This window comes from Acinetobacter sp. CAU_H_S170_2 (genome assembly GCF_058890445.1).
This window is the reverse complement of record NZ_JBZYAE010000001.1, coordinates 1,861,813-1,887,997: the sequence shown is the minus strand read 5'-3', so window position 1 is coordinate 1,887,997 and position 26,185 is coordinate 1,861,813. Positions and strand designations below refer to the sequence as shown.

The window sequence follows — 26,185 nt, the reverse complement described above, 5'->3', positions numbered from 1 at the left end:
CATGAATATTTCAAAGTTCTTTATTGTCCGTCCAGTCGCAACTACGTTGTTGATGCTGGCTTTGCTGTTTAGTGGGTTATTGGTTTGGCGGCTTTTGCCAGTGTCGGCTTTACCACAGGTCGACTACCCCATTATTCAGGTCTATACCTTTCAGCCTGGGACAAACCCCGACACGGTACAACGAACTATCACTGCACCGCTTGAGCGGGAAATGGGCAAAATTGCGGGCTTAAAGCAAATGTCTTCGCAGAGTTCTGTCGGGGCGTCTGTCACTACCTTACAGTTTGAGTTAAGTGCTGAGCTGGGTGTAGTGGAGCAAGAAGTACAATCGGCACTAAGTACTGCAAGCAGTAAATTACCAAGTGATTTGCCAACGCCACCAGTATATCGAAAGGTCAATCCAGCCGATGTGCCTGTCATTACATTAGCGATTAGTTCAGAGACTTTACCCTTTACCACGGTTTATGACATGGTGGATACTCGGGTGGCACAAAAGCTGTCTCAACTCACGGGTGTGGGTATGGTGAGCCTTGCTGGTGGGCAACGACCAGCGATACGGGTGCAGATGAATCCTGCTGCGCTTGCCGCTTATAAAATGAGTGCCGAAGATGTCCGCACCGCAATTAATGCAGCCAATGCCAGTCAACCCAAAGGTAGTTTTGATGGGCCATATCGCAGTACTATGCTGGATGCCAATGATCAAATTCGTTCAATTGGCGACTATGAAAGCCTCATTTTACGCTGGAATAACGGTGCTCCGATTCGATTAAAAGATGTGGCACAGGTGATTGAGGGTGGTGAAGACCGCTACATGGCAGCATGGGCAGACAGTCAAGCCGCCATTTTGGTGAATGTACAGCGTCAACCGAATGCCAATGTGATTCAAGTGGCGGATCAGATTAAGCAGCTATTGCCTGAGCTGCAAAAGAACCTACCCGACAATGTCAAAATTCGAGTACTGACCGATCGTACTGAGAGTATTCGTAGTTCGATCCACGATGTGCAAAAGGAATTGGTCTTTGCGGTTTGTTTAGTAGTAATGGTGACTTTTCTCTTTTTAAGAAATTTATCTGCCACCATCATTCCGAGTATTGCCGTTCCACTGTCAATCATTGGTACCTTTGTACTGATGTATTTTTTAGGTTTTTCAGTTAATAACCTGACCTTAATGGCACTGACCATTGCCACAGGCTTTGTGGTGGATGATGCGATTGTGATGTTGGAAAATATTGCACGACATCGTGAAGCAGGTGAAAGCCTGATGCAAGCGGCACTCAAAGGGTCGAAGGAAATAGGTTTTACGCTCATTTCTTTAACCATTTCATTGATTGCTGTTCTCATTCCACTGTTGTTTATGGGCGATGTAGTAGGTCGATTATTCCATGAGTTTGCAGTGACTTTGGCGGCTGCAATAGCAATTTCTCTAGTGGTCTCTTTAACCTTAACGCCGATGATGTGCGCTTATTTACTCAAAGGCAAAGCGTCATTAGAAGAAGCAGAGCATCAAACCTCAGCCAATAGATGGAGTCTGGATGGCATCATGCAGCAGTATGGAAAAGCTTTGCAATGGGTATTTCAGCATCAAACCCTGACACTGGCCGTTATGCTGAGTACAGTGTTACTCGCAGGTTTTTTGTATTGGATGATTCCGAAAGGCTTTTTCCCTGTGCAGGACAGTGGCGTTATCCAAGTAGTGACCGAAGCGCCAGACGATATTTCATTTCAAGCCATGAGTGAGCGTCAGCAAGCACTAGCGGCTGAAATTGTAAAAGATCCCGCTGTTGAAAGCCTGTCTTCTTTTATTGGTATAGATGCCAATAATCCGAAACTCAGTAATGGCCGAATTCTTATTAACTTAAAGTCACATGCTGAACGAGAGGGTGCAGATCAAGTCATGGCACGTCTGCGTGGAGAGTTGGGCCATGTTCAGGGTATTCACGCTTGGATGCAACCTGTGCAAGAGCTGAGTATTGAAGACAAAATTAGTCGAACTCAATATCAACTCAGTTTGACGGCAGCAAAAAACACAGACTTAGCGTTATGGACACCTATCTTGGTAGATGCTTTACGCCAACAACCTGAATTTGCAGAAGTGAGCAGTGAAAACGGTGGGCAAGGTTTACAGGCGTATATTGATGTCAATCGAGATGCAGCAGCGAGATTCGGCTTAACAGTAGAAGACATTAGTTTGGCTTTGCAAAATCTATTTGCACAGCGACAAATTGCAACTCTATATACCCAGTCAAATCAGTACCGCATTGTGCTAGAGCTGGCGCCAGAATTAACTCAAGGTATACAAGCTTTAGAGCAAACCTATATCCATAATGCCAGCGGAGAGCCGATTTTACTCAGTTCTGTGGCAAGCATTGTGCAAAAACGAGTCCCGACTATTTTACAGCAACACGCTCAGTTTCCTGCCAATGCTATCTCTTTCAATCTTGCGACAGGTGTGGCTTTGGGTGATGCCATCCAAGCCATTCAACGTGTAGAACAGCAGCTGAATTTACCTGCTGAAGTTAAACTTCAGTTACAAGGGGCTGCTGCAGCATTTGAAAACTCGCAACAGCATACTTTTTGGTTGGTGATCGCCGCGATTGTGACCATGTATATCGTGCTTGGAATGTTGTATGAGAGTTTTATTCATCCCATCACCATTCTTTCAACCTTACCGTCTGCTGCAATCGGGGCTTTATTGGCGCTGTTTATGGTAGGTCGACCACTCGATATGATTGCTTTAATAGGCATTATTTTATTGATCGGTTTGGTGAAGAAAAACGGCATCATGATGGTGGACTTTGCTTTGGCAGCACAGCGCCAAGAGGGTCTTTCGCCTCAGCAAGCGATTTATCAGGCGGCATTGATGCGATTCCGCCCCATTTTAATGACGACACTGGCGGCATTGGTCGGTGCTATTCCACTGATGTTAGCATCAGGCACTGGAGCTGAATTACGCCAGCCTCTAGGAATTGTCATGGTTGGTGGTTTGATTTTAAGTCAGGTACTGACGCTATTTACTACGCCTGTGGTTTATTTGTTTTTTGACCGTTTACAGCATGCTTTTCAAAAGCCGAAGTTGCCTTTCGTTGAACTTGATGAATCAAGGAGCGAGTTTTGAAGTTACTCTCTGCTTTGGTTCATCGTCCTGTTGCCAGTGTGTTGCTGGGCATCGCAATTGTGTTGCTTGGTGTATTGGCGTATTTCCGCTTACCCGTGGCGTCCTTACCTCAGGCAGATATTCCGACCATCGTGGTGCGAGCCAGTTTACCTGGGGCAAGTCCTGAAAGTATGTCGGCGACGGTTGCAACACCTTTAGAACGGGCCATGATGGGCGTTTCTGGGGTAAAAGCAATTAACTCTTCCAGTAGTCAAAATGCAACGCAAGTGACTTTGCACTTTGACTTAGAGACCGATATCAATGAGGCGGCACGAGAAGTACAGGCGGCCATTAATGTTGCAATGTCACAGCTTCCATCAGGAATGCCTAGCCCACCTGAATATTTCAAGGTTAATCCAAGCCAAAGCCCAATTTTTTATTTGGCATTGAGTTCAGCGCATTTATCTGCGGGTAAATTATATGAAATTGCCAGCAATCAACTTCAGCCCAATTTTGCGCAGATAAGTGGAGTTGGTGAGGTTGAAATTGATGGTGCGTCTATGCCTGCGGTGCGGATCACCTTAAATCCGAATGCACTCATTGCACAGGGCGTTTCATTGGAACAAGTCCGTACTGCAATTGAAAAAAGTAATACAGTACAAGCATTGGGCGTGGTTGAAACCGATCAACTTCGTTGGCAAGTTGCACTGTCGAATGATTTAAAACAAGCGCAAGATTTTTCAAACTTGGTGATTCATCGTAATGCTCAAGCCATCGTGCGTTTAAAAGATGTGGCTGAGGTGCAAGATTCTGTTGAAAACCGCTATGTCAGTGGTTTTCATAATGGTCATCCTGCGGTGATTATCAAAATTAGCCGTCAACCCAATGCCAATACCGTGGAGACCATTGATCAAATCAAAGAAAAACTGCCTGAATTAAGATCACTGATTCCTGCAGATGCGCAATTGACTACGGTGATGGATGGTTCTGAAATCATTCGCGCAGGTTTAGCGGAAGCCCGCGATACGTTGTTGTTTTCCATGCTGTTGGTCATTATTGTCGTTGCGTCAATGTTAGGGCGTGTACAAAGCGCCCTTGTGCCAAGTATTGCCATGCTGGTGACTTTGGTCGGGGCTTGTGGTTTGGTGTATTTGGCAGGCTTTTCGCTCAATAGCCTCTCCATTATGGCGGTGATTGTCGCTATTGGATTGGTGGTGGATGATGCGATTGTGGTGCTGGAAAACATTGAGCGTCATATTGAGCAGGGAGATTCTCCTGTACAGGCTGCCATTAAAGGTATTCAAGAAGTGGGGTTGACTTTAGTGGCCATGAATTTGGCTTTGGTGGTAATTTTCATTTCAGTGCTGTTTATGGGCGGTGTGATTGAGCGGCTTTTTCGCGAGTTCTCACTGACCTTAGTTTTTATTGTGGTGTTATCTGTTTTTGTTTCTTTGGTGCTAACACCAAGCTTATCTGCACGTTGTCTAAAACCGTTAAAGAGCGACCAACATCAGCCTTTATATCAATTTAGCCATCGTTGCATGCAGCAGTTCAATCATGCTTATTTAACATCTTTAAAATGGATGCTAGGACATGGCTATGTCGTGATTTTATTTTGGTTGGGTGCGATAGGTGCTTCATTTTATATCTATCAACACCTTCCTAAACGGGTATTGCCTGAGCAAGATACAGGACGAGTTGAGGCTTTTATTCGTGGTGATGACGGGTTTTCCTTTCAAATTATGCAACCTAAAATTGCAGCCTTTAGTGAAAGCTTGTTGAGTGACCCTGCTGTAAAAGATGTGGTTGGCACCTCAGGCGGAGCAGGTGGAACCACCAATTCTTTTTTCATGGTGAGTTTAAAACCCAAAACAGAGCGTGAGGGGCAAAGCTCACATGCCATTGTCGAGCGTATGAAAAAAAATGCGCCGTGGCAGGCTGGGGCAATTTTCTCAGCACGTGTGGAACAAGAATTAGAACTGGATGATCCTTTTTCAAGTGGCAGTGGTCAAGACTATATGCTGTTGCTACAGTCAGATGATGTTGCACAGCTACGCCAATGGGTGCCGAAAGTCGCACAGGCCATGCAAAAACTGCCTGAACTTGAGGAAGTGGAAACTATGGGGGATGAAGGTGCGCAGCATGTCACCCTAGATGTAGACCGTGAAGCGGCACGCCGTTTGGGCGTGAATATTGAAAGCATTTCAAGTGTGCTGAACAACTCATTTTCACAGCGCCAGATTTCAACCATTTATGATCAGACCCAACAGTTTCATGTGGTCATGGAAGTAGATAGGCACTTCACGGAACATCCTGAATCCTTAGCCAATGTACAAGTTCCTAATAAAGATGGACAAGCTGTGCCGCTGCGTAACTTTGCGACATGGTCTTATGGAATTACCAATGATCGAGTGTATAGACGTAATCAATATGCCGCGATGGATATTGGCTATGTGGTGAAACAGGGCTATAGCTATGAACAGGCCGACGCCGCGATCCGATCTGTTTTAACTGAAGTGATGTTGCCAAACAACGTTTTTATGACCACGGATAAAGATGTAGAAGCAGAAAGTTTACAAGCGGGCTTAAGTACACCGTTACTGATTCTTGCGGTGATTTTGTTGATTTATATCGTGCTTGGGGTGACCTATGAAAGTGTGGTTCATCCGTTAACGATTTTATCGACCATACCCGTTGTGGCTTTGGGCGCACTGCTGACCTTATGGATATTTAACTTTGAGTTTACCCTGATTACATTGTTGGGCATGTTTTTACTTATTGGTATCGTAGTGAAAAATGCCATTTTATTGATTGATTTTACTTTATATGAACGGCGGGTAGGAAAGTCGGCATATCAAGCTGTAATGTCTGCGGCGGCTCTGCGTTTTCGCCCGATTTTAATGACCAATACCGCAGCATTATTGGGTGTAATTCCGCTGGCTTGTAGTTGGGGTGAGGGGGCTGAGTTACGTCAGCCTTTGGGTGTGGTCATTGTGGGTGGCTTAGCGCTTGGGCAGCTCTTAACTTTGTACACAACGCCTGTTTTGTATTTGCTCTTTGAAAAATGGGCTGAATCTTGTTCGAGATTTAAACGTAAATTTGTGTTGCAAAGCTTAGGCAAATAGATAAAGAAATAGGAAAATAGAATGTCAGATTTGGTTTATAAAAATGTCTTAAGCCTAAGCTGTGTGTTGTTGTTGACTGCATGTAGTTCTACGGCGGTTGTACATCCTCCCGAATATAAAACACCGCTGATTCACGCGGATGAGCAATATAAATATGCTGCGCTTAATTGGACAGAAACAGTAGGCTTAAAAGGCGCGATAGTCGCATGGTGGAATATTTATCAAGACCCTGTTTTAAGCCAACTGTTGCAACAGTTAAGTGCAGAAAACTTAAATTTGAAACAGGCCGAGGCACGTTATAGACTAGCCAATGCTTTACTTGAGCAGCAAAAAGCCAGTCGTTCTGTCAGTCTAAGCTTAGAAGGTGCTGCCAACCGTAATGGCGCAAAGCATACCTCTCCAAACAGTCAGTTTAGCACAGGGGTTCAGGCCAGCTGGATTCCCGATGTCTGGGGGCGTGTAGCGAAAGCGATAGAGGGACAACAGGCAAATTTAGAAGCAGTGCAGGCGGACTTAGCCGCAGTGAAATTAAATCAACAGTTATTGGCGACCGAGGCCTATTGGAACATTCGTGTTTTGGATGCGCAACTTGATGTATTGCAGCAAACCCAAAAAAGTTACCTACGTTCAGTACAAATTTTAAAAAACCAATATACAGCAGGGATGATTGCGCGGGCAGATGTAATACAGGCAGAAACACAGTTGAAACAAGTGCAAATACAGCAAATCGAAACGCAGCGTGAACGCAATTTACAGGAAAATGTGTTGGCGGTCTTGCAAGGTAAAAGTGTGGCCCAGTTTCAACTGGTGAAACGACAGCAAGGTTTGAGTATTCCTACTGTACCTGCACAGTTACCCAGTCGCTTACTCATGCAACGTCCCGATGTGATTCGTGCAGAGCGGGAGCTTGCGAGTACACATGCACAGTTGGGTTTAGCACAAACGGCTTGGTTGCCAGATATGAGTATTGGTCTTAATGCGAGTTTAAATAGTCAAGTGTTGGGTCAACTGTTCCAAGCCCCTGCATATTTATGGTCTACGGGACTAGAAGCAGCTTCGGTTATTTTTGATGGTGGAAAACGTCAAGCTGAAATTGCCCATGCGCAGGCAAGTTATGATGAAAAATTAGCAGCCTATAAGCAAGCCGTACTTACGGGCTGGAAGGAAGTTGATGATGCTTTAATGCAAACTTCAAGTTTGAAACAACAACAACTGGAGCAAGTTCAGTTACTACAACTGAGCAAAGAAAATGAACAAGTGGTGTTGCGACGTTATAACGCAGGTTTAGTCAGTTATTTGGAAGTGGTCACGGCGCAGAATTTAAGACTGCAAGCTGAACAGAGCACATTAGAGTTGCAACAAATCCAATTAAAAAATACAGCGCAATTAATGACTGCTTTGGGTGGAAATATTTCCTAACGCCTTAGTTTTTTCACATGGTTATTGGCTCAAACGGCTAAGCCTTAGCTCTTGGTTTTCAGATATAAGGCTTATACTGTTTATTTGAAAGTAACAATGGAATGGAAAGTATGTGTTATTAGATACTGACTATAATGAACAGACTGTTTATAAAAATAGTGCGCCTGACATTGCTCCAAAGAGCATGACCCACAGTGGATGAATTTTTTTCACTAAGCTTAAGCCAGTTGCAACGATAACGATCGCGATAAGTAACCAGTTCTGAGCAGATGCAGCGGCAATAATATATGCACTGACCAAAACCAAGCCAACGGTAATCGGTTTCAGTGCTTTTTCAAACATGCTACGTAGCGGGTGATCCTTAAACTGATTCCAAAACTTGAGTGCAAATATAGTCAGTACAGAAGAGGGCCCAAACTTCGCCAATGAAGTCACGAACAGTCCAGCAGGTCCAGCCACATGCCAGCCGACCAAAGGTACAATCATCATATTGGGGCCCGGTGCCGCTTGAGCCATGGCAAACATGGTGCTGAACTCTGTGGCAGTGAGCCAGCGATGCACCTCAACCACTTGATGCTGCATTTCAGGCAAAATGGCATTGCCGCCACCAAATGCCAGTATAGAAAGTTGGGTAAAAACGATGGCTAGGGTGATTAAAATCATGCGTTTTTTCCTCTTTTTTTCAAGTTTAAGACTGCGACATTGATGCTCACTAAAATCAGTAACGTTAATGCCAAGGGAATTTTAATGATCAGCATAAAGACGATGGTCAGCGCAATGGTAAAGATCGTGAGGTAACTTTTCAGAATGGGTTTCAACATTTTTAACCCCATCGCAAATAGTAAACCTGCTGCCGCTGCTGCTAGTCCTTGTATCATGTGCTGAATCACGGGGATACTTTGAAATTGGGTATAGAGCTGATACAGCAAAATCACGATCACCGTCGGTGCAAAAATCAACCCGAGAACAGCACTAATAGCACCTTTAGCACCCTGAAACTCATAACCAATCGCAACAGCCATATTAATGATGTTTCCACCGGGGAGAATTTGACAGACACCCAATAAGTGCGTGAACTCTTCTGTGTTGAGCCATTTTTGGTCTTCTACAACCATTTGATGTGCAAGTGGCAATACGCCACCAAAGCCCATGAGTCCCAGCTTCATAAAGCCTGCAAATAATTCCCGTGAAGTTGGATGGGTTATTTGTTCAGCAGGGAGCACTTCAGTGTTCATGTCTTTCGCCTTTTGTGGAATGTGCCCAGTATGAACCTGTAGAGATATGTTGAAAAATGCTATTTTTGACGTTATATATACTGAAAAAGTATGTTTGATGGGGCAGACATGATCGATATTCATAAACTCAGAGCATTTGTTGCAGTGGTAGAAGAAAGTAATATTTCGCATGCTGCTGTTCGCTTGAATATGCAACAACCACCGTTGACACGGATTATAAAAAGTTTGGAAGAAGAGCTGAATGCTCAGCTGTTAAAGCGTTTGCCGCGTGGTGTCGAGGTAACAGAAGCGGGCAAGGTTTTGTACAAAGAAGCCCTTGCGATATTGGCGCATGCACAGTTAATTCCTAAACGTGTGCAGGATATTTCTTTGGGGGTCGAAGGTCAGATTAATATTGGCTTTACCAACTCGGTTGGCTTACATCCTTTTTTACCGGCTTTGCTGCGTAACTTTCGGGAAACTTTTCCACGTGTTTCAATTCATCTGGAAGAAGATGGCAGTAGCTCGCTGATAGACTCCATTAGTAATGAAAAAAATGACATTGTGTTCTTGCGCAAACCTGCACCGATTGGCCTTGGTTTAACCAGTCTACATGTATTAGATGAACCGCTCATTGTGGCTTTACCCAACAATCATCCTTTGGCTGAACAAGCCGAACCGATTCACTTGCTGGATCTTGAACCGCATGATTTTGTGTTATACCGACGTTTAGCTGGACAAGATTTATTCGATAATATTTTGGCCAGTTGTTACCAAGCTGGATTTAGTCCCAAAATTGTACAAGAAGCGCCACGTTTAACCTCGAGTTTAAACTTGATTGCTGCAGGGATTGGTTTATCCATCGTTCCTGAGGCCATTCGTGACTTTTGGAATAAGCAGATTGTTTATAAAACGCTTAAGGCCAATAACCCATGTATTGCGCCGATTTATGCAGTGTATAAAGAAAATATAGACAATGTCCGTTTGCAACACATCTTAAAGTTATTGCAATAATCTGTTGAATATTGAGCACCTTATTCTGCCTGACAAGAGCCGGCTTAAAGTGCTAAGGTATAGTGATAATGTGTTGTATTTAAAGTTTTATACCTATAACGAATGCTCGTATGGAGCAAAATATAATATTTAGCAATATGAGGTGTTTAACCCATGCTTTTTAATAAGGTTTCTTTTGCACTCACGGCTCTACTTTCTTCCACTGTGGTAATGATGAGTGGTTGTACAACCAGCCCGTCTGGCACCGCTTCAAACACACAACAACAGGCGCAAAATGCCTTATTGGTCTATGGTGGCCACATTTTAACCATGCAAGGCATGCAGCCCAGCTATGTCGATGCCATGATAATTCAAGATGGAAAGATCCGTTATACAGGCCCATTGTCTGAGGCTGAAAAGCTTGCGCCACAGGCGAAACGCTTAAACTTAAATAACAATACCGTCATCCCAGGCATCATTGATGCCCATAGTCATTTAAACTCTGTCGGTATGCAGCAAACTGTGGCAAATTTATATCCGCCGCCAGATGGCAAGGTGGTGAGTATTGCCACACTTATCCAAGAAATGAAGGCGTGGGCTAAGCAAAATCCAACTTTTGTCCAAGCGACTTCTGGTTGGATTATTGGCAATGGTTATGATGATACCCAGCTACAAGAGAAAACCCATCCGACAGCCACAGATTTAGATCAGATTTCAACGGCTCAACCTGTGCTGATTTTGCATCAGTCTGGACATTTGGCCTCTGTGAATCACAAAGCGCTAGAGTTGTTAGGCATTAATGAAAAAAGTAGCAACCCCAGTGGTGGTGTGATTCGACGCGTAGTCGGGACCAATATTCCAAATGGTGTACTGGAAGAAAGTGTTGTGATTGAAGCCATGTTACAGGCTTTTAAAACGGTCCCACCTGAAATGATGCAGCAGATGGCGTTGACTGAGGTACAGACCTATATGAAAAATGGTTATACCACGGTACAAGAAGGACGAGCTGATCGTGGTACTTCAGAACTTTGGCGCAGTTTGGCTAATCAAAACAAATTAGCCATCGATGTCGTCTCTTATCCTGATATCAGTTCAGAACAGGCGTATATGCTCGAAAAAGGAGTAAGCAAAAACTATGTCAATCACTTTAGAATTGGTGGCGTGAAAATTAGCTTAGATGGTTCACCCCAAGGTAAAACAGCATGGTTAACTGAACCCTATGTGGTTCCGCCTGAAGGGAAAGATAGGAACTATCGTGGCTATCCTGCATTTCCAGAGCAAAAAACAGTCCAGCACATGATTGATTTGGCTTTCAGGCAGCATTGGCCCATTTTGGCACATGCCAATGGTGATGCTGCGATTGATCAATACCTCAATGTGATTGCCAATGCGCAAAAGAAATATGATGCCTCACAGCGACGAGATGTCATTATTCATGCGCAAACTATGCGAGAGGATCAACTGGATCGAGCAAAGCAGCTTCATTTGATTCCATCCTTCTTTTCTTTGCATACCTACTACTGGGGGGATTGGCATGTGGCACAAACCTTAGGTGAAAAGCGTGCTGAACACATCTCACCAACAGGTTCAGCCTTAAGAAAAGGCATGATTTTCACCGAGCATCACGATGCTCCTGTTATCCCACCGAAAAGCATGATGGTGTTGGATGCAACGGTTAATCGCACCACGCGAACAGGCAAAGTTTTGGGTGAGGCACAAAAAGTCAGCCCGTATATCGCACTTAAAACGATGACGGACTGGGCTGCATATCAGTATTTTGAAGAAGATATTAAAGGCACTTTAAGTACAGGGAAATACGGTGACTTTGTTATTTTAAGTGACAATCCAATCACAATTGATCCGTCTAAAATCAAAGATATCAAAGTCCTTGCAACTTATAAGCAAGGACAGTTGGTTTATCAAAGATAAAGTTGTTTAGCGGCTTGTAAACCTGCGACTGAAAAGGTCATGAGATGTTTGACTAAAAGTGCAGGTTCAAGCTTGGAGACATTTTTAAGAGGGCTTGGACCATTTGCATCTGCCAAAATCAGCATCATACAAGGCGCGACGGTGCTGAGTACACAAGGCAAAAGTGCAGGATGATTTTCATCGATACCTGAAACTTGGCTAATAATTTTTTTAACCAAAAGAAACTTTCGCGCACCATCATTTTGCATAAACGTGTATAGGTGGGTAGTCGGTGAAAAAAGTTCGCGAACAAACACTTTGCTGTGCCAGACATCGGTTTCAACCAGTTTACCGATCAGGCTTTCAAAAAAAGCTTCCAGTTTTTCAGTGGGCGTTTTAGAGCTGTTAAGCAAGGTCAAGAGTTCTTGTTCATCAATATAATGTGTATGTGCTTCGGCAAGTACGGCACGATATAAGCCATCACGACCATCGAAGTGATAGTTAATGGCAGCTAAATCGACTTCGGCCAGCTTGGCAATAGCTTTACTCGTGGTTTTTGCAAAACCATCCTGAGCAATTAGGCGGCCAGCAGCATCCAAAATTTTCGATTTGGTTAAATCACCATCGCTACGTCCAGCTCTAGACATTATTTACTCTGCATCAAAATTTAGACTTGAAGTATATCTTTCTTAACTGAATTGTTATAGTTTAAATTAAATTTAAACTTGTATTAAAACTAAGCGAAGGTTTGGTGTGCATGAACAAAAGTAAGTTCATACTGCTGGTTGGGGTGTTGCTCATTGCTGTAGCGGCTGCATTGTTGTGGTTCAGTCGAGACAAAGCCGATCCCGATCATCTGGTGCTATATGGCAATGTTGATATTCGACAAGTCTCGCTTGCATTTGAAACGGCTGGGCGTATTCAAAGCTTGGCTGTTCAAGAAGGTGATCGCGTTCAAAAAGGTCAGGTTCTTGCAGAACTGAATACTGACTCGCTGACTATACAAGCACAGCAAGCCCAAGCGCAGTTACAAGTTCAACAGCAAACCTTAAATGAACAAGCTGCGGGCAATCGACCTGAAGAGATTACCCAAGCGAAAGCGAAAGTACAGTCTGCCCAAGCCCAATTTGAAAATGCCGATAAACAATACCAACGTTTAAATGTCTTGAATCGGAGTACTGCGGGTCAAGCGGTGAGTAAGCAAGAGGTTGATGCTGCAAAAAGCAATATGAAAATGGCGGAAGCGGCCGTAGGTGAAACAAAAGCCAACCTAGAGCTACTTTTGAAAGGTGCACGCGCAGAAGATCGTGAAGCGGCTAAAGCACAATATGAATCGACCAAAGCCAATCTTGATTTGATTGATTATCAAATTACACAAAGTCAGCTGCAAGCACCTGTGAATGGCGTAATTCGTGCACGTTTACAAGAAGTTGGTGACATGACGACTTCAAACAAGTCCGTCTATACCATTGCCCTGATCCATCCTAAATGGGTGCGTGTTTATGCCAATGAAATGGATCTTGGGCATATCAACATGGGCGCAGCAGCACAAGTTATTCGTGACTCACAACCGAATCAGCCCATCACAGGAAAAATTGGTTATATCTCATCTGTCGCGGAATTTACCCCGAAAACGGTACAGACCGAAGATATTCGCACGACTTTGGTTTATGAAGTCCGTATTTATGTCGATGACCCGAATGACCAACTGAAGATGGGACAACCTGTGACGGTGAACATAGCCAAATCATCTCGCCCAATGGCCACGAACAATCCTTAAGGCAGGGGAATATGTCGATGTCAGTAGAGAGCATTGTGATTGCCACGGATTTAAACAAAACCTTTAAAGCAGAACAAAAAGGTTTGGATGATGTGCAGGCTTTGCAAGGCATAAATATGCAGATCAAAACAGGACAATTGACGGCTTTGGTTGGGCCTGATGGTGCAGGTAAAACTACATTTTTAAGATTGATCGCAGGTTTATATGAGCCAACTACTGGAAGCTTAAAAGTCTTAGGAATGGATGTCGCCAAAGACCCGCAATTTGTGCAAGATCGTATCAGCTACATGCCGCAAAAGTTTGGTTTGTATGAAGACCTCAGTATTCAAGAAAATTTAGACTTGTATGCGGATTTGCATGGCGTGCCAATGGACGTTCGCAAGGAGCGTTTTGCACGTTTGCTCAAGATTACCGACTTGGCGCGCTTTACTGAACGTCCCGCAGGAAAACTCTCTGGGGGTATGAAGCAGAAGTTAGGTTTGGTCTGCACTTTAGTCCGTTCACCTGAACTATTGCTGTTGGATGAGCCAAGTGTCGGTGTCGATCCACTCTCACGCCGTGATTTGTGGATCATCATTGAACAATTGGTGAGGGAGGAGAGCCTGAGTGTCATTCTCAGTACGGCGTATATGGATGAAGCTGAGCGCTGTCATCAGGTTTATGTCATGTTGGATGGGCAAGTCTTAAAGCAAGGTACACCCGACGAGCTGACGGCTCAGGCACAGGGACAAACATGGCAAGTAAAACCCAGACCTGACATGAAGGCGCGGGTGTTACAAGCACATTTACTTGATAATCAATATTATATTGCCGATACAGTGCCCAAAGGAGATGTAGTGCGTTTTATTACGCGAACTGAAAGCTCAACACTTCCTACAGATCTGTTACCCAAAGGCCTTGTTGCGGAACAGAGGCCAGCAGAATTAGAAGATGCATTTATGTTGCTTTTACATGTGGCGAAGCATACTCAAAAAATGGTATTGGCACAGGAAAATTTAGCTTTAGACCCTTCAATAACTTTGATAGAAAACTCTGATCCACCACAAGTGAAAACAGAGCAGAGTGTAAAACAGCAGCTTGAAAAACCTGTGATTGTGGTGAAGGATTTGGTACGCACCTTTGGTGATTTTACCGCCGTGGCCAGTACCTCGTTTGATGTGTATCGAGGCGAAATTTTTGGTTTACTTGGCCCTAATGGTGCAGGTAAGACCACGACGTTTCGTATGCTCTGTGGCTTACTGCCCGCCAGCAGTGGTGTGTTGGAAGTGGCAGGCATGAATTTACGTACAGCTCGTGCGCAGGCAAGGGCAAAAATTGGTTATGTATCGCAGAAGTTTGCCCTGTATGGCAATTTGAGCGTGTTGGATAATTTAAAATTCTTTGGTGGCGCTTATGGCTTATCGGGCAAACAGTTAAAGCAGCAAATTGATAAAGCGTTGCTCCAATTTGAACTTAAGCCATACGCAAAAAGCGGTGATCTACCAAATGGTTTTAAACTGCGTTTGTCGATGGCAGCAGCACTGTTACATCAGCCTGAAATTGTATTTTTAGATGAACCGACCAGTGGTATTGATCCGTTAGCAAGGCGCTCTTTTTGGTACACCATTGGAGAGCTAGCGAACCAAGGCATAACCATTATTGTGACCACACACTTTATGGAAGAAGCTGAATATTGTGATCGGATTGCGATTCAAGATGCAGGGAAATTGTTGGCGATTGGCACACCTCAACAGATTCGTGGGATGGCACAATTAGAGGGTGTAAACGATATGAATAGCGCTTTTATTGCCATCGTTGAACAGTCCCGTGCGGACATGCAGGCTCACTGAGGAGCGTCAGATGAATCATTTCTCAGCTTTCTGGACACGACTGTTTGCCTTGACACGTAAAGAATCCAAACAGCTGCTTCGTGATAAAAGTAGTATGGCGATCGGTTTCATTCTACCGATTATTTTAATTTTGCTGTTTGGTTATGGGCTGTCTTTCGACTTAACCAACGGACGAGTTGGGGTTGTGGAGCAACAGCCCACGCCACAGAGTCAGCAACTGATGAGTGGCTTAAACGGCTCTAAATACATTACCGTCAAGCACTATCCAAGCTTTAGCCAAGCTGAAGCCGCAATAGGCAAGGCTGAAATTGATGCCATCGTCAATATACCCAGCAACTTTGCGGAGCAATATACAAATGGAGAGGGTGTTGTTCAGGTCATTACCAATGGCCGTTCGACCAGTATTGCTTCGGCCTTGCAGGGCTATATTACCAGTGCGCTCAATACCGCCAGTTTGATACAAGCAGACCGAACAAATGCAGCTTCGGTGGGTAGCGTCATCACGGTTGAACAACGTATGTGGTTTAACGAGTCCGCAAATAGTACGTGGTTTTTAGTACCGGGTTTAATTGTCTTGATTTTGAGCTTGGTCGGAGCATTTTTAACAGGTTTGCTGATTGCACGTGAGCGCGAGCGTGGCACTTTAGAAGCATTATATGTTACGCCCGTACGTCCTCTAGAAATTGTACTTTCAAAACTGGCGCCCTATATCGTGATTGGGATGATTGATATTGTGATGTGCTTAGTTGCAGCACATGTTCTGTTTGATGTACCCATTCGCGCATCACTGCTCTCTGTCATGAGCGCTTCTTTTTTATATTTAATGGTGTCGTTACTGTTGGGGCTGATGATTTCAGGCCTATCAAAAAGTCAGTTTCAAGCCAGTCAGATGGCACTGCTTGCCAGCTTCATGCCCGCTTTGATGCTTTCAGGTTTTGTGTTCGACACACGAAACCTACCGCTAATTGTGCAAATCGTCAGCAATGTTTTACCTGCAACGCACTATATGACTTTGATTAAAACTCTATTACTCGGTGGTGATGATTGGTCTTTGTGGCTCAAAGAGTGTGGCATTTTATTGATTTATATCGTGCTATTCACAGCAATGACCGCGCGTACACTGAAAAAGCGCTTGGGCTAACGAAAGGAAAAATGGTGTTATGGCAACGTTAATGCGCTGGTTTCGTTATCTTTGGGTACTGATTCGAAAAGAGTTTTTAGCTATTTTAGTCGATCCAGCCAATCGGGTGACCTTAATCGCGCCTGTATTTATCCAAGCGGTCTTGTTTGGTTATGCCGCAAGTTATGATGTGAATCATGTTGATTATGCCGTGCTGGATCAAAGCCGAAGCCAAAGCTCACAACAAGTTTTAGCGCATTTAGATGGTTCAGGAATTTTTAAACGAACAGCAGATTTGCAAAATAATCAACAAATCCAACAGGTGATTAATGATCGAACAGCCTTGGCGGTCATCACCATTCCTGCTGATTTTGAGGATAAGCTAAATAATCAAGAGTCTTCGCCGATTCAAGTGATTCTAGATGGGAGAAACTCATCGACTGCAAGTATGGCGGGCTCCTACATCAGTAGTGTGGTGGGGCAGGTCAATCAAGAACGATTGGGAACTAGCTTAGCGATTACGGTACAAGCGCGGACATGGTATAACCCGAATGTCGAGTCGAGATGGGGCATCATGCCATCTCTGATTGCAACTTTAAGTATGATGCAGACACTGTTACTTTCGGCACTTTCAGTAGCACGCGAGCGTGAACAAGGGACTTTTGATCAGCTCTTAGTTACACCCTATACCCCGACGCAGATTATGATTGGTAAGGCCATTCCGCCGATTATTATTGGAGTTATTCAATCTTCCATTATTTTAGCGATTATTCTGTTCTGGTTTCAGATCCCGATGAATGGCTCCTTGACCTTACTTTATTTTGGATTATTTGCCTTTAATATTGCCGTTGTGGGTGTGGGACTGTCGATTTCAGCAATTGCACTGAATATGCAACAAGCCATGCTGTATACTTTCTTTTTGATCATGCCTTTGACACTTTTATCTGGTTTACTAACTCCTGTACAAAATATGCCAAAAGTGTTGAATTGGCTGACTTATGCCAACCCGCTACGCTTTGGCATAGACTTGGTACAACGGGTGTATTTGGAAGGTGCGAGTTTTGCGCAAGTGAAATGGGACTTTGTACCGATGTTGATATTAGCCATAATTACTTTGCCTTTGGCTGCGTGGTTATTTCGAAATCGTTTGTCATAATAGAGTGTATCTTTATGTATCGCTTATCGATACAGACTGTGATCAGGCATTTGACGTTAAATAATGCAATCAATATCGGTTCATGATTAAAAAAAACGATTTTTGCATTGTATTTCTGGCTTAAGCTTTTTATTATTGCCCGCTTGTTTTCGCGATCAGCTTGGAATGGAACCTTGAGTAATTTTCTAACCGAACACCTGATTCATCGAGATGAAGACTTTATGGTCATCCATAAGCCTGCAGGTATACTCACCGTTCCGGGGAAGACAGAAGACTTACAAGATTGTATGATCAATCGTTTAGTCAAACTAGAACCTAAAACACTACTGATCCACCGTCTTGATCGCGATACCTCAGGTATCTTGGTTTTTGGTCTCAGCCGTTGGGGGCAAAAATCCATTTCTCGTCAGTTTCAAGAACGTCAAACCGATAAAACATATCAAGCGATTGTGGCTGGTCATTTAGATGGTCAGGGCACTGTTGATGTGCCTGTGATTTATGATCCATCCCGTCCACCGTTACATATTGCAGAGCCCAGTCATAACAAGCCTGCTTTGACGGAGTGGAAAGCCATTGAACATTTTGAAATACAGGGTCAGCCCGTGACTCGTGTGGCGCTCACCCCCATTACAGGGCGTTCACATCAACTTCGTGTACATATGCAGTTTTTAGGTCATCCTATCGTGGGAGATACGCTCTATGCTGCGCCTGACCAGCAAGATTTGATGCCGCGTTTGTGTTTACACGCAGAGCGTTTGAGTTTTCATCATCCCCAAACCAATGAACGTATCGAATTTATTTGTCCAGTACCATTTTAAGTACGTGGAATCATCAAATTTGCTCACTTTTTTAGTGAGCTTTATGTCAAAATATATTGCTTAAAGGTGTATAATTTTGCTCAAATATCAAACAATGTTTGAGCATTAAATTTGCAGTCCTAACTTGTAGATGAAGGTGGAAAAATTGCAGCAGTTTGCTATTGGTCAACGTTGGTTATCAGATACTGAAACGGAACTCGGTCTAGGAGTTCTTATTGATGTAGATGAGCGATCTGTCAGCATCTTATTCCCTAAAAGTGATGAAACACGTGTATATGCACGGAATAATGCACCTTTATCACGTATCATTTTTAACGTGAACGATGAATTACAAGATCAAGAAGGCACCAAGTGGACGGTTGAATCACATGAAGACCGTCATGGTGTGGTGCGTTATAATGTTGTTCGTCGCTTAGAAGATAGTACGGAAGAACGTAAATCACTGAATGAGACTCGCATTGGCGCTCAAATTCAGCTGTCTAAACCGCTTGATCGCTTATTGGCAAGCCAAATTGACTATAAAGAATGGTACGACTTACGTATTGAAGCAATGCTGATGCAAGCCAATATGAAGTCGAGCCCTTTACGTGGCATGGTCGGTTCACGTGTCGGTTTGATTCCTCATCAGTTGTATATTGCACACGAAGTGGGTCAGCGTTTTGCTCCCCGTGTCCTTTTAGCCGATGAAGTGGGCTTAGGTAAAACCATTGAAGCTGGATTAATCATCCATCAACAGCTTAAAACGGGCCGTTCAGAACGCATCCTAATTTTGGTACCCGATTCACTGCAATATCAGTGGATGATTGAAATGCGTCGTCGTTTCAATTTGAACTTCTCATTATTTGATTTAACCCGTACGGCTTCAATCAAAGAACATGACCCTGAACTGAATCCATTCCTGACTGAACAATGCATTATTGCGTCAATCGATTTGATGATTGATCATGATGACTTGCGTGAACAAGCCCTAGAAGCTGGTTTCGATCTGTTAGTGGTCGATGAAGCGCATCACTTGATGTGGAATGAAGAAGACGGTGGTAATGACCGCTATGACTTGATCGAAGAGTTAGCAGAAAAAACACCAGGTGTTTTACTGTTAACGGCAACTCCAGAACAGCTGGGTGTGGAAAGTCACTTTGCGCGTTTACGTTTACTTGACCCACAGCGTTTTAGTTCACTGGATCGTTTCTTGGATGAAGAAACCCAGTATCAACAAACTGCAAAAATTGCTGAAGTACTGATGTCAGATATGCCACTTGAAGAAGGGCATTTGGCTGCATTGGAAGGTTTGCTAGGGCATCGCATTGAAGATGCACCCGAACAACGTTTCCGTGCCATTCATGAGCTTTTAGACCGTCATGGTACAGGGCGTATTTTGTTCCGTAACACCCGTGAGGCCATTCAAGGCTTCCCAGGTCGTGACTGTCAACCTGCACCTTTGCCTGCACCAGAAAACTGGTCTAAAGATGGTAAATTACGTGAACAAATGTGGCCAGAAGAAGCGCAGCTTGACGGTGCATGGATGGAAGCTGACCCGCGTGTCATGTGGCTCATGGAAAAACTACGTACAGATTTAAAACACAAAAAAGTGTTGTTGATTGCACGTAGTGGTCCAGTAGTTGAAGCGCTTGAAAATGTACTCCGTTTACATGCGGGTATTCGTACCGCTATGTTCCATGAAGGCATGAGTTTACTTGAGCGTGACCAAGCGTCGGCCTACTTTGCTGAAGAATCTTATGGTGCACAAATTTTACTGTGCTCTGAAATTGGTTCTGAAGGTCGTAACTTCCAGTTTGCATCAGATTTGATTTTATTTGACTTGCCTGCAAACCCAGATGTACTTGAACAACGTATTGGTCGTTTAGACCGTATTGGTCAAGAAAACCGGATTCAAATTCATGTGCCGTATCTAATTGGTACAGCGCAAGAACGTATGTTCCGTTGGTATAACGAAGCCTTGAATATTTTCAGTAATATCTCGCCAACTGCTCAAACTTTACAAGAAAACTTTATTGTTGAATTGAAAGATTGTTTACTGACAGATCAAGGTCAGCAGTTTGATGACTTACTCGAAGCGGTCAGCGTACAACGTGAAGCCTTAGAAGCAGAGTTACAATCAGGTCGCGACCGTTTGCTTGAATACAACTCTTGTCGTCCAATTGTGGCGCAAGAAATTGTGCAAGCGCTTGAGTCTTATGATGACAACACCACTTTGCCAATGTTTATGAAGCGTTTTATGGCGTCGACAAACATTGATTTTGACGAGCAAAGCAATGGTACAGTCATCATTAAACCAACCGATCAAATGCAAGTTCAAGGTTTAACCTTGGACGAAGAAGGCATGACTGCAACCTTCTACCGCGATCAAGCTCAGATACGTGAAGATGCTCAGTATTTAACCCTTGAACATCCATTTACTGAAAGTGTGATGGAAATGATCAACACTCAAGGTTTTGGTAGTACCAACGTTGCAGTGTTGAAGTCAGCTGCTTTACCACAAGGTTCGGTGTTGTTAGAAGTGTGGTTTAAGGTCGATGTGGTTGCACCGAAAGCATTGAATTTGCCTTCAAGCTTACCGCAGCAGCTGGTTCGCGTTTTGTTGAGTGAAAAGGGTCAAGACCTGTCGCAGAAAATTGCGCCTGAAATCTTAAAACCATATTTACATCATTTGGATGGTAATAGCTGTCGCCAAGTCGTGAAAGCACGCCGTGAAGTGATTGAACAGCGTTATGTACAAGCATTAGAGCTTGCACGTGCGGCTTTACCGAGCTTTGTGCAACAGGCGAAAGAAGTCTACGGCAGTAAGTGGCAATACGAAATTGACCGTCTGACTTACTTAAAGCAGTTTAATCCGAGTATTCGTGAAGACGAAATTTCACGTCTACAAAAACTGCAAAAAGAAGGTCTTGGTTTGCTAGATGGCCTATCGGTTACACCAGAAGCAATTCAAGTGATGGTTGTGGTTAAACCATAATTGGAATTGCTGTATGAAAAGCACCTTTGGGTGCTTTTTTAATGGATCCTTAAAAAAGGGATGTCTAAGTTGTATTTGAAAAGTAATTCATTGAAATTTTAAGCGCTTGCTTATGCTAGAATTTTCGCCATTAAAACTCTAATGTATCGAACAATAAATTATGTCTAAAGCTCTAGTAACAATGGGTTCAAAAACAACACATGGTGGCATAGTCACTGAGTGTGAAAACAGTTTTGTGATCAATGGTATTGCTGTGCATTTAAATGGAATGAAGCACTTTTGTCCAAAGTGTCGAATGGTGGTTTCTGCGATTGCAGCAGATCAGAGTACAACGGTCTTGGGGCGTGCTGTGGTGATTGCAGGAGACAAAACCAACTGTGGCGCTACTTTCTTAGGCAATCAAAATCTAACTGTTTCTGCAAAGTGATCTCAGATCTATCCCAGAATATTTTTAAAAATTGGCCGAAGTGATCAAAGTCCATGACTTAGGATTCATCCTGCGCCATTTCGTTTAGTTTGAAAAACGATTATGGTAAATAGGCTATAAAACAATAGATCTGAATGACATGAGCAAACCAGCCTTACACTTTACCCATGCAAACGGCATTCCCTCGGGCAGCTATCAAAAATTTTTCCAATTTTTAAATAAAGATTTTGATGTCAAAGCGATCCCGATGATTGGTCTAGATCCGCACTATCCTGTGGAATACCGTTGGGAAGCGTTGGTCGATCAAGTTATTTCAGATATTGAACAGCAGTTTCCACGGCAACAAGTGATTGGTTTAGGGCATTCTTTTGGTTCTTTACTTACGCTTATGGCGGCTTATAAAAAACCACAGTTGTTTTCTCAAGTGATTATCATGGACCCACCGTTTGTGATCGGTTCAAAAGCCTTTTTATTTGAAGCGTTACAAAAGCTGGGATCAAAGTCCATTGAAAAACTTACCCCAGCTGCGGTGACCGTCAAACGGCGTGATCATTGGGAAAGTATTGAGCAGGCCAGTCAGGTGCTCAGACCGAATCGTATTTTTAAAGACTTTGATGAACAGTGTTTTGCAGACTTTATAGCGTGTGGTTTAAAAAGTGATCCGACTCGAAATGGGGTGACGCTAACCATTCCCAAACATACTGAAGCTGAGATCTTCAGGACAGTGCCTGCATGGTGGTGGCGTACCCCACGCAAAGCACCTGATATGCCGATTCATGTGTTGACTGCAAAAGATAGCCATTTCTATAAGCAAGGTTTACCCCAAGGGATGAAAAAAACCTATGCGATCGACTATAGTGTGCTTGAAGGCGGGCATATGTTTCCGCTAGAACAACCGAAACAGACCGCAGAATTTGTACACCAGCTCATTAAAGAGCAACAGCGAAACAAATAAGAAAATATTTCTGTGAGTCTGTTGAGTGTAATAACAGATTAGCGAATCATCGCCTCATCCAAATGACGTGAACCTTCCAAAATCATGCGAATCATGATCATGGTTTGTTCAGCCATTTTTTTACGCTCTACACTTGGCATATCAATCACTTTGGCACCCATATTGAAAACCAATTGGGTGATTGCCATGGACACCAATTCAGGGTGGAAGAGTTTGCTATTATTTAAACGTTCTAAACGAATTAAATCGTCTTTCAGTTCTTGTTGGAAATAATTCAACTGTCTTTCGACCGCATTTTTATAAGATGCCGAACCCGTATATGCTTCGCGTAATAGCAGGCTTAAGTTGCCATCATCCGCATCGAGTTGTTCAATAAAAACTTCGACTGAGCTACGAATAATACTTTCTTGGCGAATGGCCTTGATCCGTGCTTCATGCAAAATTTGGCGTAGCACAACACCTGCACGTTCAATCAACTCGATAGCCAGTTCATCGGTATCTTTAAAATGACGATAAAAACTATTCGGCGCAATGCCTGCTTCACGTGCGACTTCACGCAAGCTCAGGGATGCAATACTTTTTTCAGGACCAATCAAATTTAAAGCAGCTTGAAACAGTTCATCTTTTGTAATCGTTGCTTTTCGACCAACACTACGTGCAAGCACTGGTGCATGTTTTTTTGAAGCTTCATGCTCTGTGTTGGTTGTATGGGTTTGAATGGTGGTCGGTGTCATATTTATCAAGCAATTAAATCAATCGGTTCATTATAGCCCCACTGGTCGGCATTGTGAAACGAAACGAAACAATCAGAGTATATATACAAATATATATACATGTGTATAATAATTAAAAATCTATGGCGTGGTCCTTTACTATGCAGATCCTTGAAAAAACTAAATCTCCTTTAACTGAGTATGCTGAGAGTGTTATAGACCGACACACTGCTAACTTTTGGCTTCAAAAAATCAACCCACTTTGGTCGATACACCAAGCTTTGGGTAAAGTGGTAAAAAAAGAGCAAGTTGCACACGATATGGTGAGTTTAACGCTGCAAACCAATCGTCATTTTCAAATGGGGCAAGCGGGGCAACACCATCCTGTATATGTCGTGGTGCAAGGCGTACGTTATGAACGTACCTATAGTTTGACCCAGATTGATACGCAACATGTCTTACTCAATGTAAAAATGGTAGACCAAGGCAAGGCAAGTCATTGGCTATGTGAGCAGGCTCAAATCGGCGATGTCTTAGAATTCGGCCAGCCTTATGGCGATATGCAATTGACTGTAAATGATCAACAGCTAATTTTACTTGCTGCGGGCAGTGGTATTACCCCCATGCTGAGTTTACTGAAACGTTTAGAGAAGACTGCCAAGCTTAAAAAGCAGCATGTACATTTGATGTATTGGGTGAAAAAACATACTGATGCAGCTTTCAAAGCATATTTTGAGCAGTTGGCAGCACAATACTCAAACTTTACATTCAGCATGTTTTATACCCAAGAATCAGATGAAGGTGAGCGTTTAAACCAAAACCATATGTCTGGATTGGATCAGATTGAAAATGCAACGGTATATGCATGTGGCCCTTCAGGTTTTGTGGCTACGGTTGAGCAGCTTTTCGCTCATGCTAACACCTTAAAAACTGAAGCTTTTAGCATGAGTCCATTTGCAAACGATGATGTTGGTTTTGTGAATATTACCTTAACAAAGTCGAAAAAGATTTTAAGCATTCCAAAAGGTCAATCTATTCTTGCAAGTTTGGAACAGCAAAATGTGAAGCCTCAACATGGCTGCCGTATGGGAATCTGTAACAAATGTGCCTGCAACAAAGTGGAAGGTTCAACCAAAAACTTGGTCAATGGTGCACAAAATTCTGAGCCTGGAAATTTTCTAAAAATTTGTGTCAATACGGCACAAACCGATCTTATTGTTGATTTATAAGGGGAATAAATACAATGAATATGCCTGTTAAAGTTGAATATTTTAAAAACCCGAAGAATCGTGAGTTAACGACATTTGAGTTAGATGAACTTGCACGTGAGCTAGATGCCATTAAGCAAGAAGTACTGGATGATATTGGCGAGAAAGATGCGCAATATATTCGTCGTGTCTATGCAGCGGTGCGTTATGCATCTATTGCAGGTCGTGCATGTTTATTTGCAGGTTGGTTCCCACCTGCATGGGTGTTGGGCACGGGCTTGCTGAGTTTTGCCAAGATTATGGAAAACATGGAATTAGGTCATAACGTGATGCACGGTCAATATGACTGGATGAACGACCCTAAGTTTAATGGTCAAAACTATGAGTGGGACATCGTAGGTACAGCAGACAATTGGCGTCAGACCCATAACTACAAGCATCATACCTATACCAATATTAAAGGAATGGATGATGACATTGGATATGGTCTGCTTCGATTATTCCCAGAACAACGTTGGAAACCGGGCTTTTTATTGCAACCGATTTATAGCATTCCATTTTGTTTGTTGTTCCAATGGGGCGTTGCGATCCAAAACTTGGAATTAGGCAAATACTTCAAGGGACGTAAAAGCAAAGCGCAGACTTTAGCTGAATGGAAACCTATGCAGCGCAAAATTGGTAAACAATTGTTTAAAGATTATGTGTTTTTCCCACTCATTGCAGGGCCTGCGGCGTTGCCTGTGTTTACAGGGAATTTGGTTGCAAATGGTATCCGCAATATGTGGACATTTAGTGTGATTTTCTGTGGTCACTTCACCAAAGACGTTGAAGTTTTCCCGAAAAAAGTACTGGAAAATGAAAGCCGTGGTCACTGGTACATGCGCCAAATTCGTGGTTCGTCGAATTTAACTGGTTCAGAAGCATTCCATATTTTGACAGGGCACTTAAGTCATCAAATTGAGCATCACTTATACCCAGACGTACCTGCGCGTCGTTACCGCAAAATGGCACCGAAAGTACAAGCGGTGTGTGAAAAGTATGGCATTAACTATAACAATGCCAGCTTATTAAAACAGTATGGTAGCGTCATCAAACGTATTGTGAAATATGCGTTTCCCTTTAAAAAGTAAGTAAAAAGCCACTTCATTTGAAGTGGCTTTTTTTGTTATTTACTAAATTGACGTAATGTCTTTACCAGATGATTGTAATCACCTTGTTTGGCGATATTGAGCACATGTTCAATTTCGTGTTTTAACCATTTTTGTTTTGAAGCATTAAAAGCGAACTGCGCCAATAATACAAAGGGACTTTCACCGAATTTGATCGAAAGACCTTTGACATACTTGGGTGGAGATAACTGTTCCATACTGATGCCTTTTTATAATTTAAGTGGAATGGTTCTCAAAATATTTTTATTAGGCAAAATTTATCATAAATATATTTTTTGGTAAA

General features: G+C 43.1%; 20 protein-coding genes. 15 read left to right on the top strand and 5 right to left on the bottom strand.

What is annotated here, in order from left to right; all coding sequences use genetic code 11:
* The first annotated feature begins 1 nt into the window (after position 1).
* Genes AC5EUN_RS09295 through AC5EUN_RS09285 form a run of 3 tightly spaced genes read left to right on the top strand, consistent with a single transcriptional unit; the run spans position 2 to position 7,638 of the window.
* Positions 2–3,115 carry a multidrug efflux RND transporter permease subunit gene (locus tag AC5EUN_RS09295; protein WP_493352291.1) on the top strand — a complete coding sequence of 1,038 codons (3,114 nt, stop codon included), beginning with the start codon at positions 2–4 and terminating at the stop codon, positions 3,113–3,115.
* A complete protein-coding gene (locus AC5EUN_RS09290; RefSeq protein WP_493352290.1) occupies positions 3,112–6,219 on the top strand; it encodes an efflux RND transporter permease subunit in 3,108 nt (1,035 codons plus the stop codon). The genes AC5EUN_RS09295 and AC5EUN_RS09290 overlap by 4 nt, the downstream gene beginning before the upstream one ends.
* Before the next feature lie 21 nt (positions 6,220–6,240).
* Positions 6,241–7,638: an efflux transporter outer membrane subunit gene (locus AC5EUN_RS09285; RefSeq protein ID WP_279731828.1), complete on the top strand. Its 1,398-nt coding sequence runs from the start codon at positions 6,241–6,243 to the stop codon at positions 7,636–7,638.
* 147 nt (positions 7,639–7,785) lie between these two features.
* Here AC5EUN_RS09285 and AC5EUN_RS09280 read toward each other — a convergent pair whose 3' ends face one another.
* Together AC5EUN_RS09280 and AC5EUN_RS09275 are read right to left on the bottom strand one after the other, a co-directional pair.
* Complete coding sequence (locus AC5EUN_RS09280) at positions 7,786–8,301, bottom strand: chromate transporter (RefSeq protein ID WP_148826244.1); 516 nt, start codon at positions 8,299–8,301, stop codon at positions 7,786–7,788.
* Positions 8,298–8,873 carry a chromate transporter gene (locus AC5EUN_RS09275; protein ID WP_183176150.1) on the bottom strand — a complete coding sequence of 192 codons (576 nt, stop codon included), beginning with the start codon at positions 8,871–8,873 and terminating at the stop codon, positions 8,298–8,300. The genes AC5EUN_RS09280 and AC5EUN_RS09275 overlap by 4 nt, the downstream gene beginning before the upstream one ends.
* A gap of 108 nt (positions 8,874–8,981) precedes the next feature.
* Between AC5EUN_RS09275 and AC5EUN_RS09270 the strand changes: the two genes are divergently transcribed.
* Together AC5EUN_RS09270 and AC5EUN_RS09265 are read left to right on the top strand one after the other, a co-directional pair.
* Positions 8,982–9,866: a LysR family transcriptional regulator gene (locus AC5EUN_RS09270; protein ID WP_078389689.1), complete on the top strand. Its 885-nt coding sequence runs from the start codon at positions 8,982–8,984 to the stop codon at positions 9,864–9,866.
* A gap of 153 nt (positions 9,867–10,019) precedes the next feature.
* The gene (locus AC5EUN_RS09265; protein ID WP_279731834.1) at positions 10,020–11,774 is read left to right on the top strand and encodes an amidohydrolase; all 1,755 of its coding nucleotides are present in this window, start codon (positions 10,020–10,022) and stop codon (positions 11,772–11,774) included.
* Here AC5EUN_RS09265 and AC5EUN_RS09260 read toward each other — a convergent pair.
* Entirely contained in the window at positions 11,765–12,400 is a 636-nt protein-coding gene (locus tag AC5EUN_RS09260; protein WP_004693547.1) for a TetR/AcrR family transcriptional regulator, read from the bottom strand. The genes AC5EUN_RS09265 and AC5EUN_RS09260 overlap by 10 nt on opposite strands.
* Positions 12,401–12,510: 110 nt before the next feature.
* On the opposite strand from AC5EUN_RS09260, the gene AC5EUN_RS09255 reads away from it, so the two are divergent.
* From AC5EUN_RS09255 to AC5EUN_RS09220, 8 genes are all read left to right on the top strand, one after another.
* Complete coding sequence (locus AC5EUN_RS09255; protein WP_010326542.1) at positions 12,511–13,533, top strand: HlyD family secretion protein; 1,023 nt, start codon at positions 12,511–12,513, stop codon at positions 13,531–13,533.
* A gap of 11 nt (positions 13,534–13,544) precedes the next feature.
* Entirely contained in the window at positions 13,545–15,362 is a 1,818-nt protein-coding gene (locus tag AC5EUN_RS09250) for an ATP-binding cassette domain-containing protein (RefSeq protein ID WP_010326543.1), read from the top strand.
* Between the two features lie 10 nt (positions 15,363–15,372).
* Complete coding sequence (locus AC5EUN_RS09245; protein WP_058952063.1) at positions 15,373–16,503, top strand: ABC transporter permease; 1,131 nt, start codon at positions 15,373–15,375, stop codon at positions 16,501–16,503.
* Between the two features lie 19 nt (positions 16,504–16,522).
* Positions 16,523–17,638 carry an ABC transporter permease gene (locus AC5EUN_RS09240; RefSeq protein ID WP_029575002.1) on the top strand — a complete coding sequence of 372 codons (1,116 nt, stop codon included), beginning with the start codon at positions 16,523–16,525 and terminating at the stop codon, positions 17,636–17,638.
* 173 nt (positions 17,639–17,811) lie between these two features.
* Positions 17,812–18,456: an RluA family pseudouridine synthase gene (locus tag AC5EUN_RS09235; protein WP_010326546.1), complete on the top strand. Its 645-nt coding sequence runs from the start codon at positions 17,812–17,814 to the stop codon at positions 18,454–18,456.
* Positions 18,457–18,592: 136 nt separating this feature from the next.
* Complete coding sequence (rapA, locus tag AC5EUN_RS09230) at positions 18,593–21,430, top strand: RNA polymerase-associated protein RapA (protein ID WP_058869470.1); 2,838 nt, start codon at positions 18,593–18,595, stop codon at positions 21,428–21,430.
* Between the two features lie 160 nt (positions 21,431–21,590).
* Positions 21,591–21,857, top strand: a complete 267-nt coding sequence (locus AC5EUN_RS09225) for a PAAR domain-containing protein (RefSeq protein ID WP_005399638.1) — start codon at positions 21,591–21,593, stop codon at positions 21,855–21,857.
* A gap of 139 nt (positions 21,858–21,996) precedes the next feature.
* Positions 21,997–22,812, top strand: a complete 816-nt coding sequence (locus AC5EUN_RS09220) for an alpha/beta fold hydrolase (protein ID WP_010326549.1) — start codon at positions 21,997–21,999, stop codon at positions 22,810–22,812.
* A 38-nt stretch (positions 22,813–22,850) separates the two neighbouring features.
* On the opposite strand, the gene fabR is transcribed toward AC5EUN_RS09220, so the two are convergent.
* Entirely contained in the window at positions 22,851–23,546 is a 696-nt protein-coding gene (gene fabR / locus AC5EUN_RS09215) for an HTH-type transcriptional repressor FabR (RefSeq protein ID WP_004693528.1), read from the bottom strand.
* A 140-nt stretch (positions 23,547–23,686) separates the two neighbouring features.
* On the opposite strand from fabR, the gene AC5EUN_RS09210 reads away from it, so the two are divergent.
* Positions 23,687–24,754: a ferredoxin reductase gene (locus AC5EUN_RS09210; protein WP_010326550.1), complete on the top strand. Its 1,068-nt coding sequence runs from the start codon at positions 23,687–23,689 to the stop codon at positions 24,752–24,754.
* Between the two features lie 14 nt (positions 24,755–24,768).
* Positions 24,769–25,863 (top strand): fatty acid desaturase family protein, encoded by a 1,095-nt coding sequence (locus AC5EUN_RS09205; RefSeq protein ID WP_010326551.1) that lies wholly within the window; start codon positions 24,769–24,771, stop codon positions 25,861–25,863.
* 35 nt (positions 25,864–25,898) lie between these two features.
* On the opposite strand, the gene AC5EUN_RS09200 is transcribed toward AC5EUN_RS09205, so the two are convergent.
* Complete coding sequence (locus tag AC5EUN_RS09200; protein ID WP_010326552.1) at positions 25,899–26,099, bottom strand: hypothetical protein; 201 nt, start codon at positions 26,097–26,099, stop codon at positions 25,899–25,901.
* Positions 26,100–26,185: the final 86 nt, after the last annotated feature.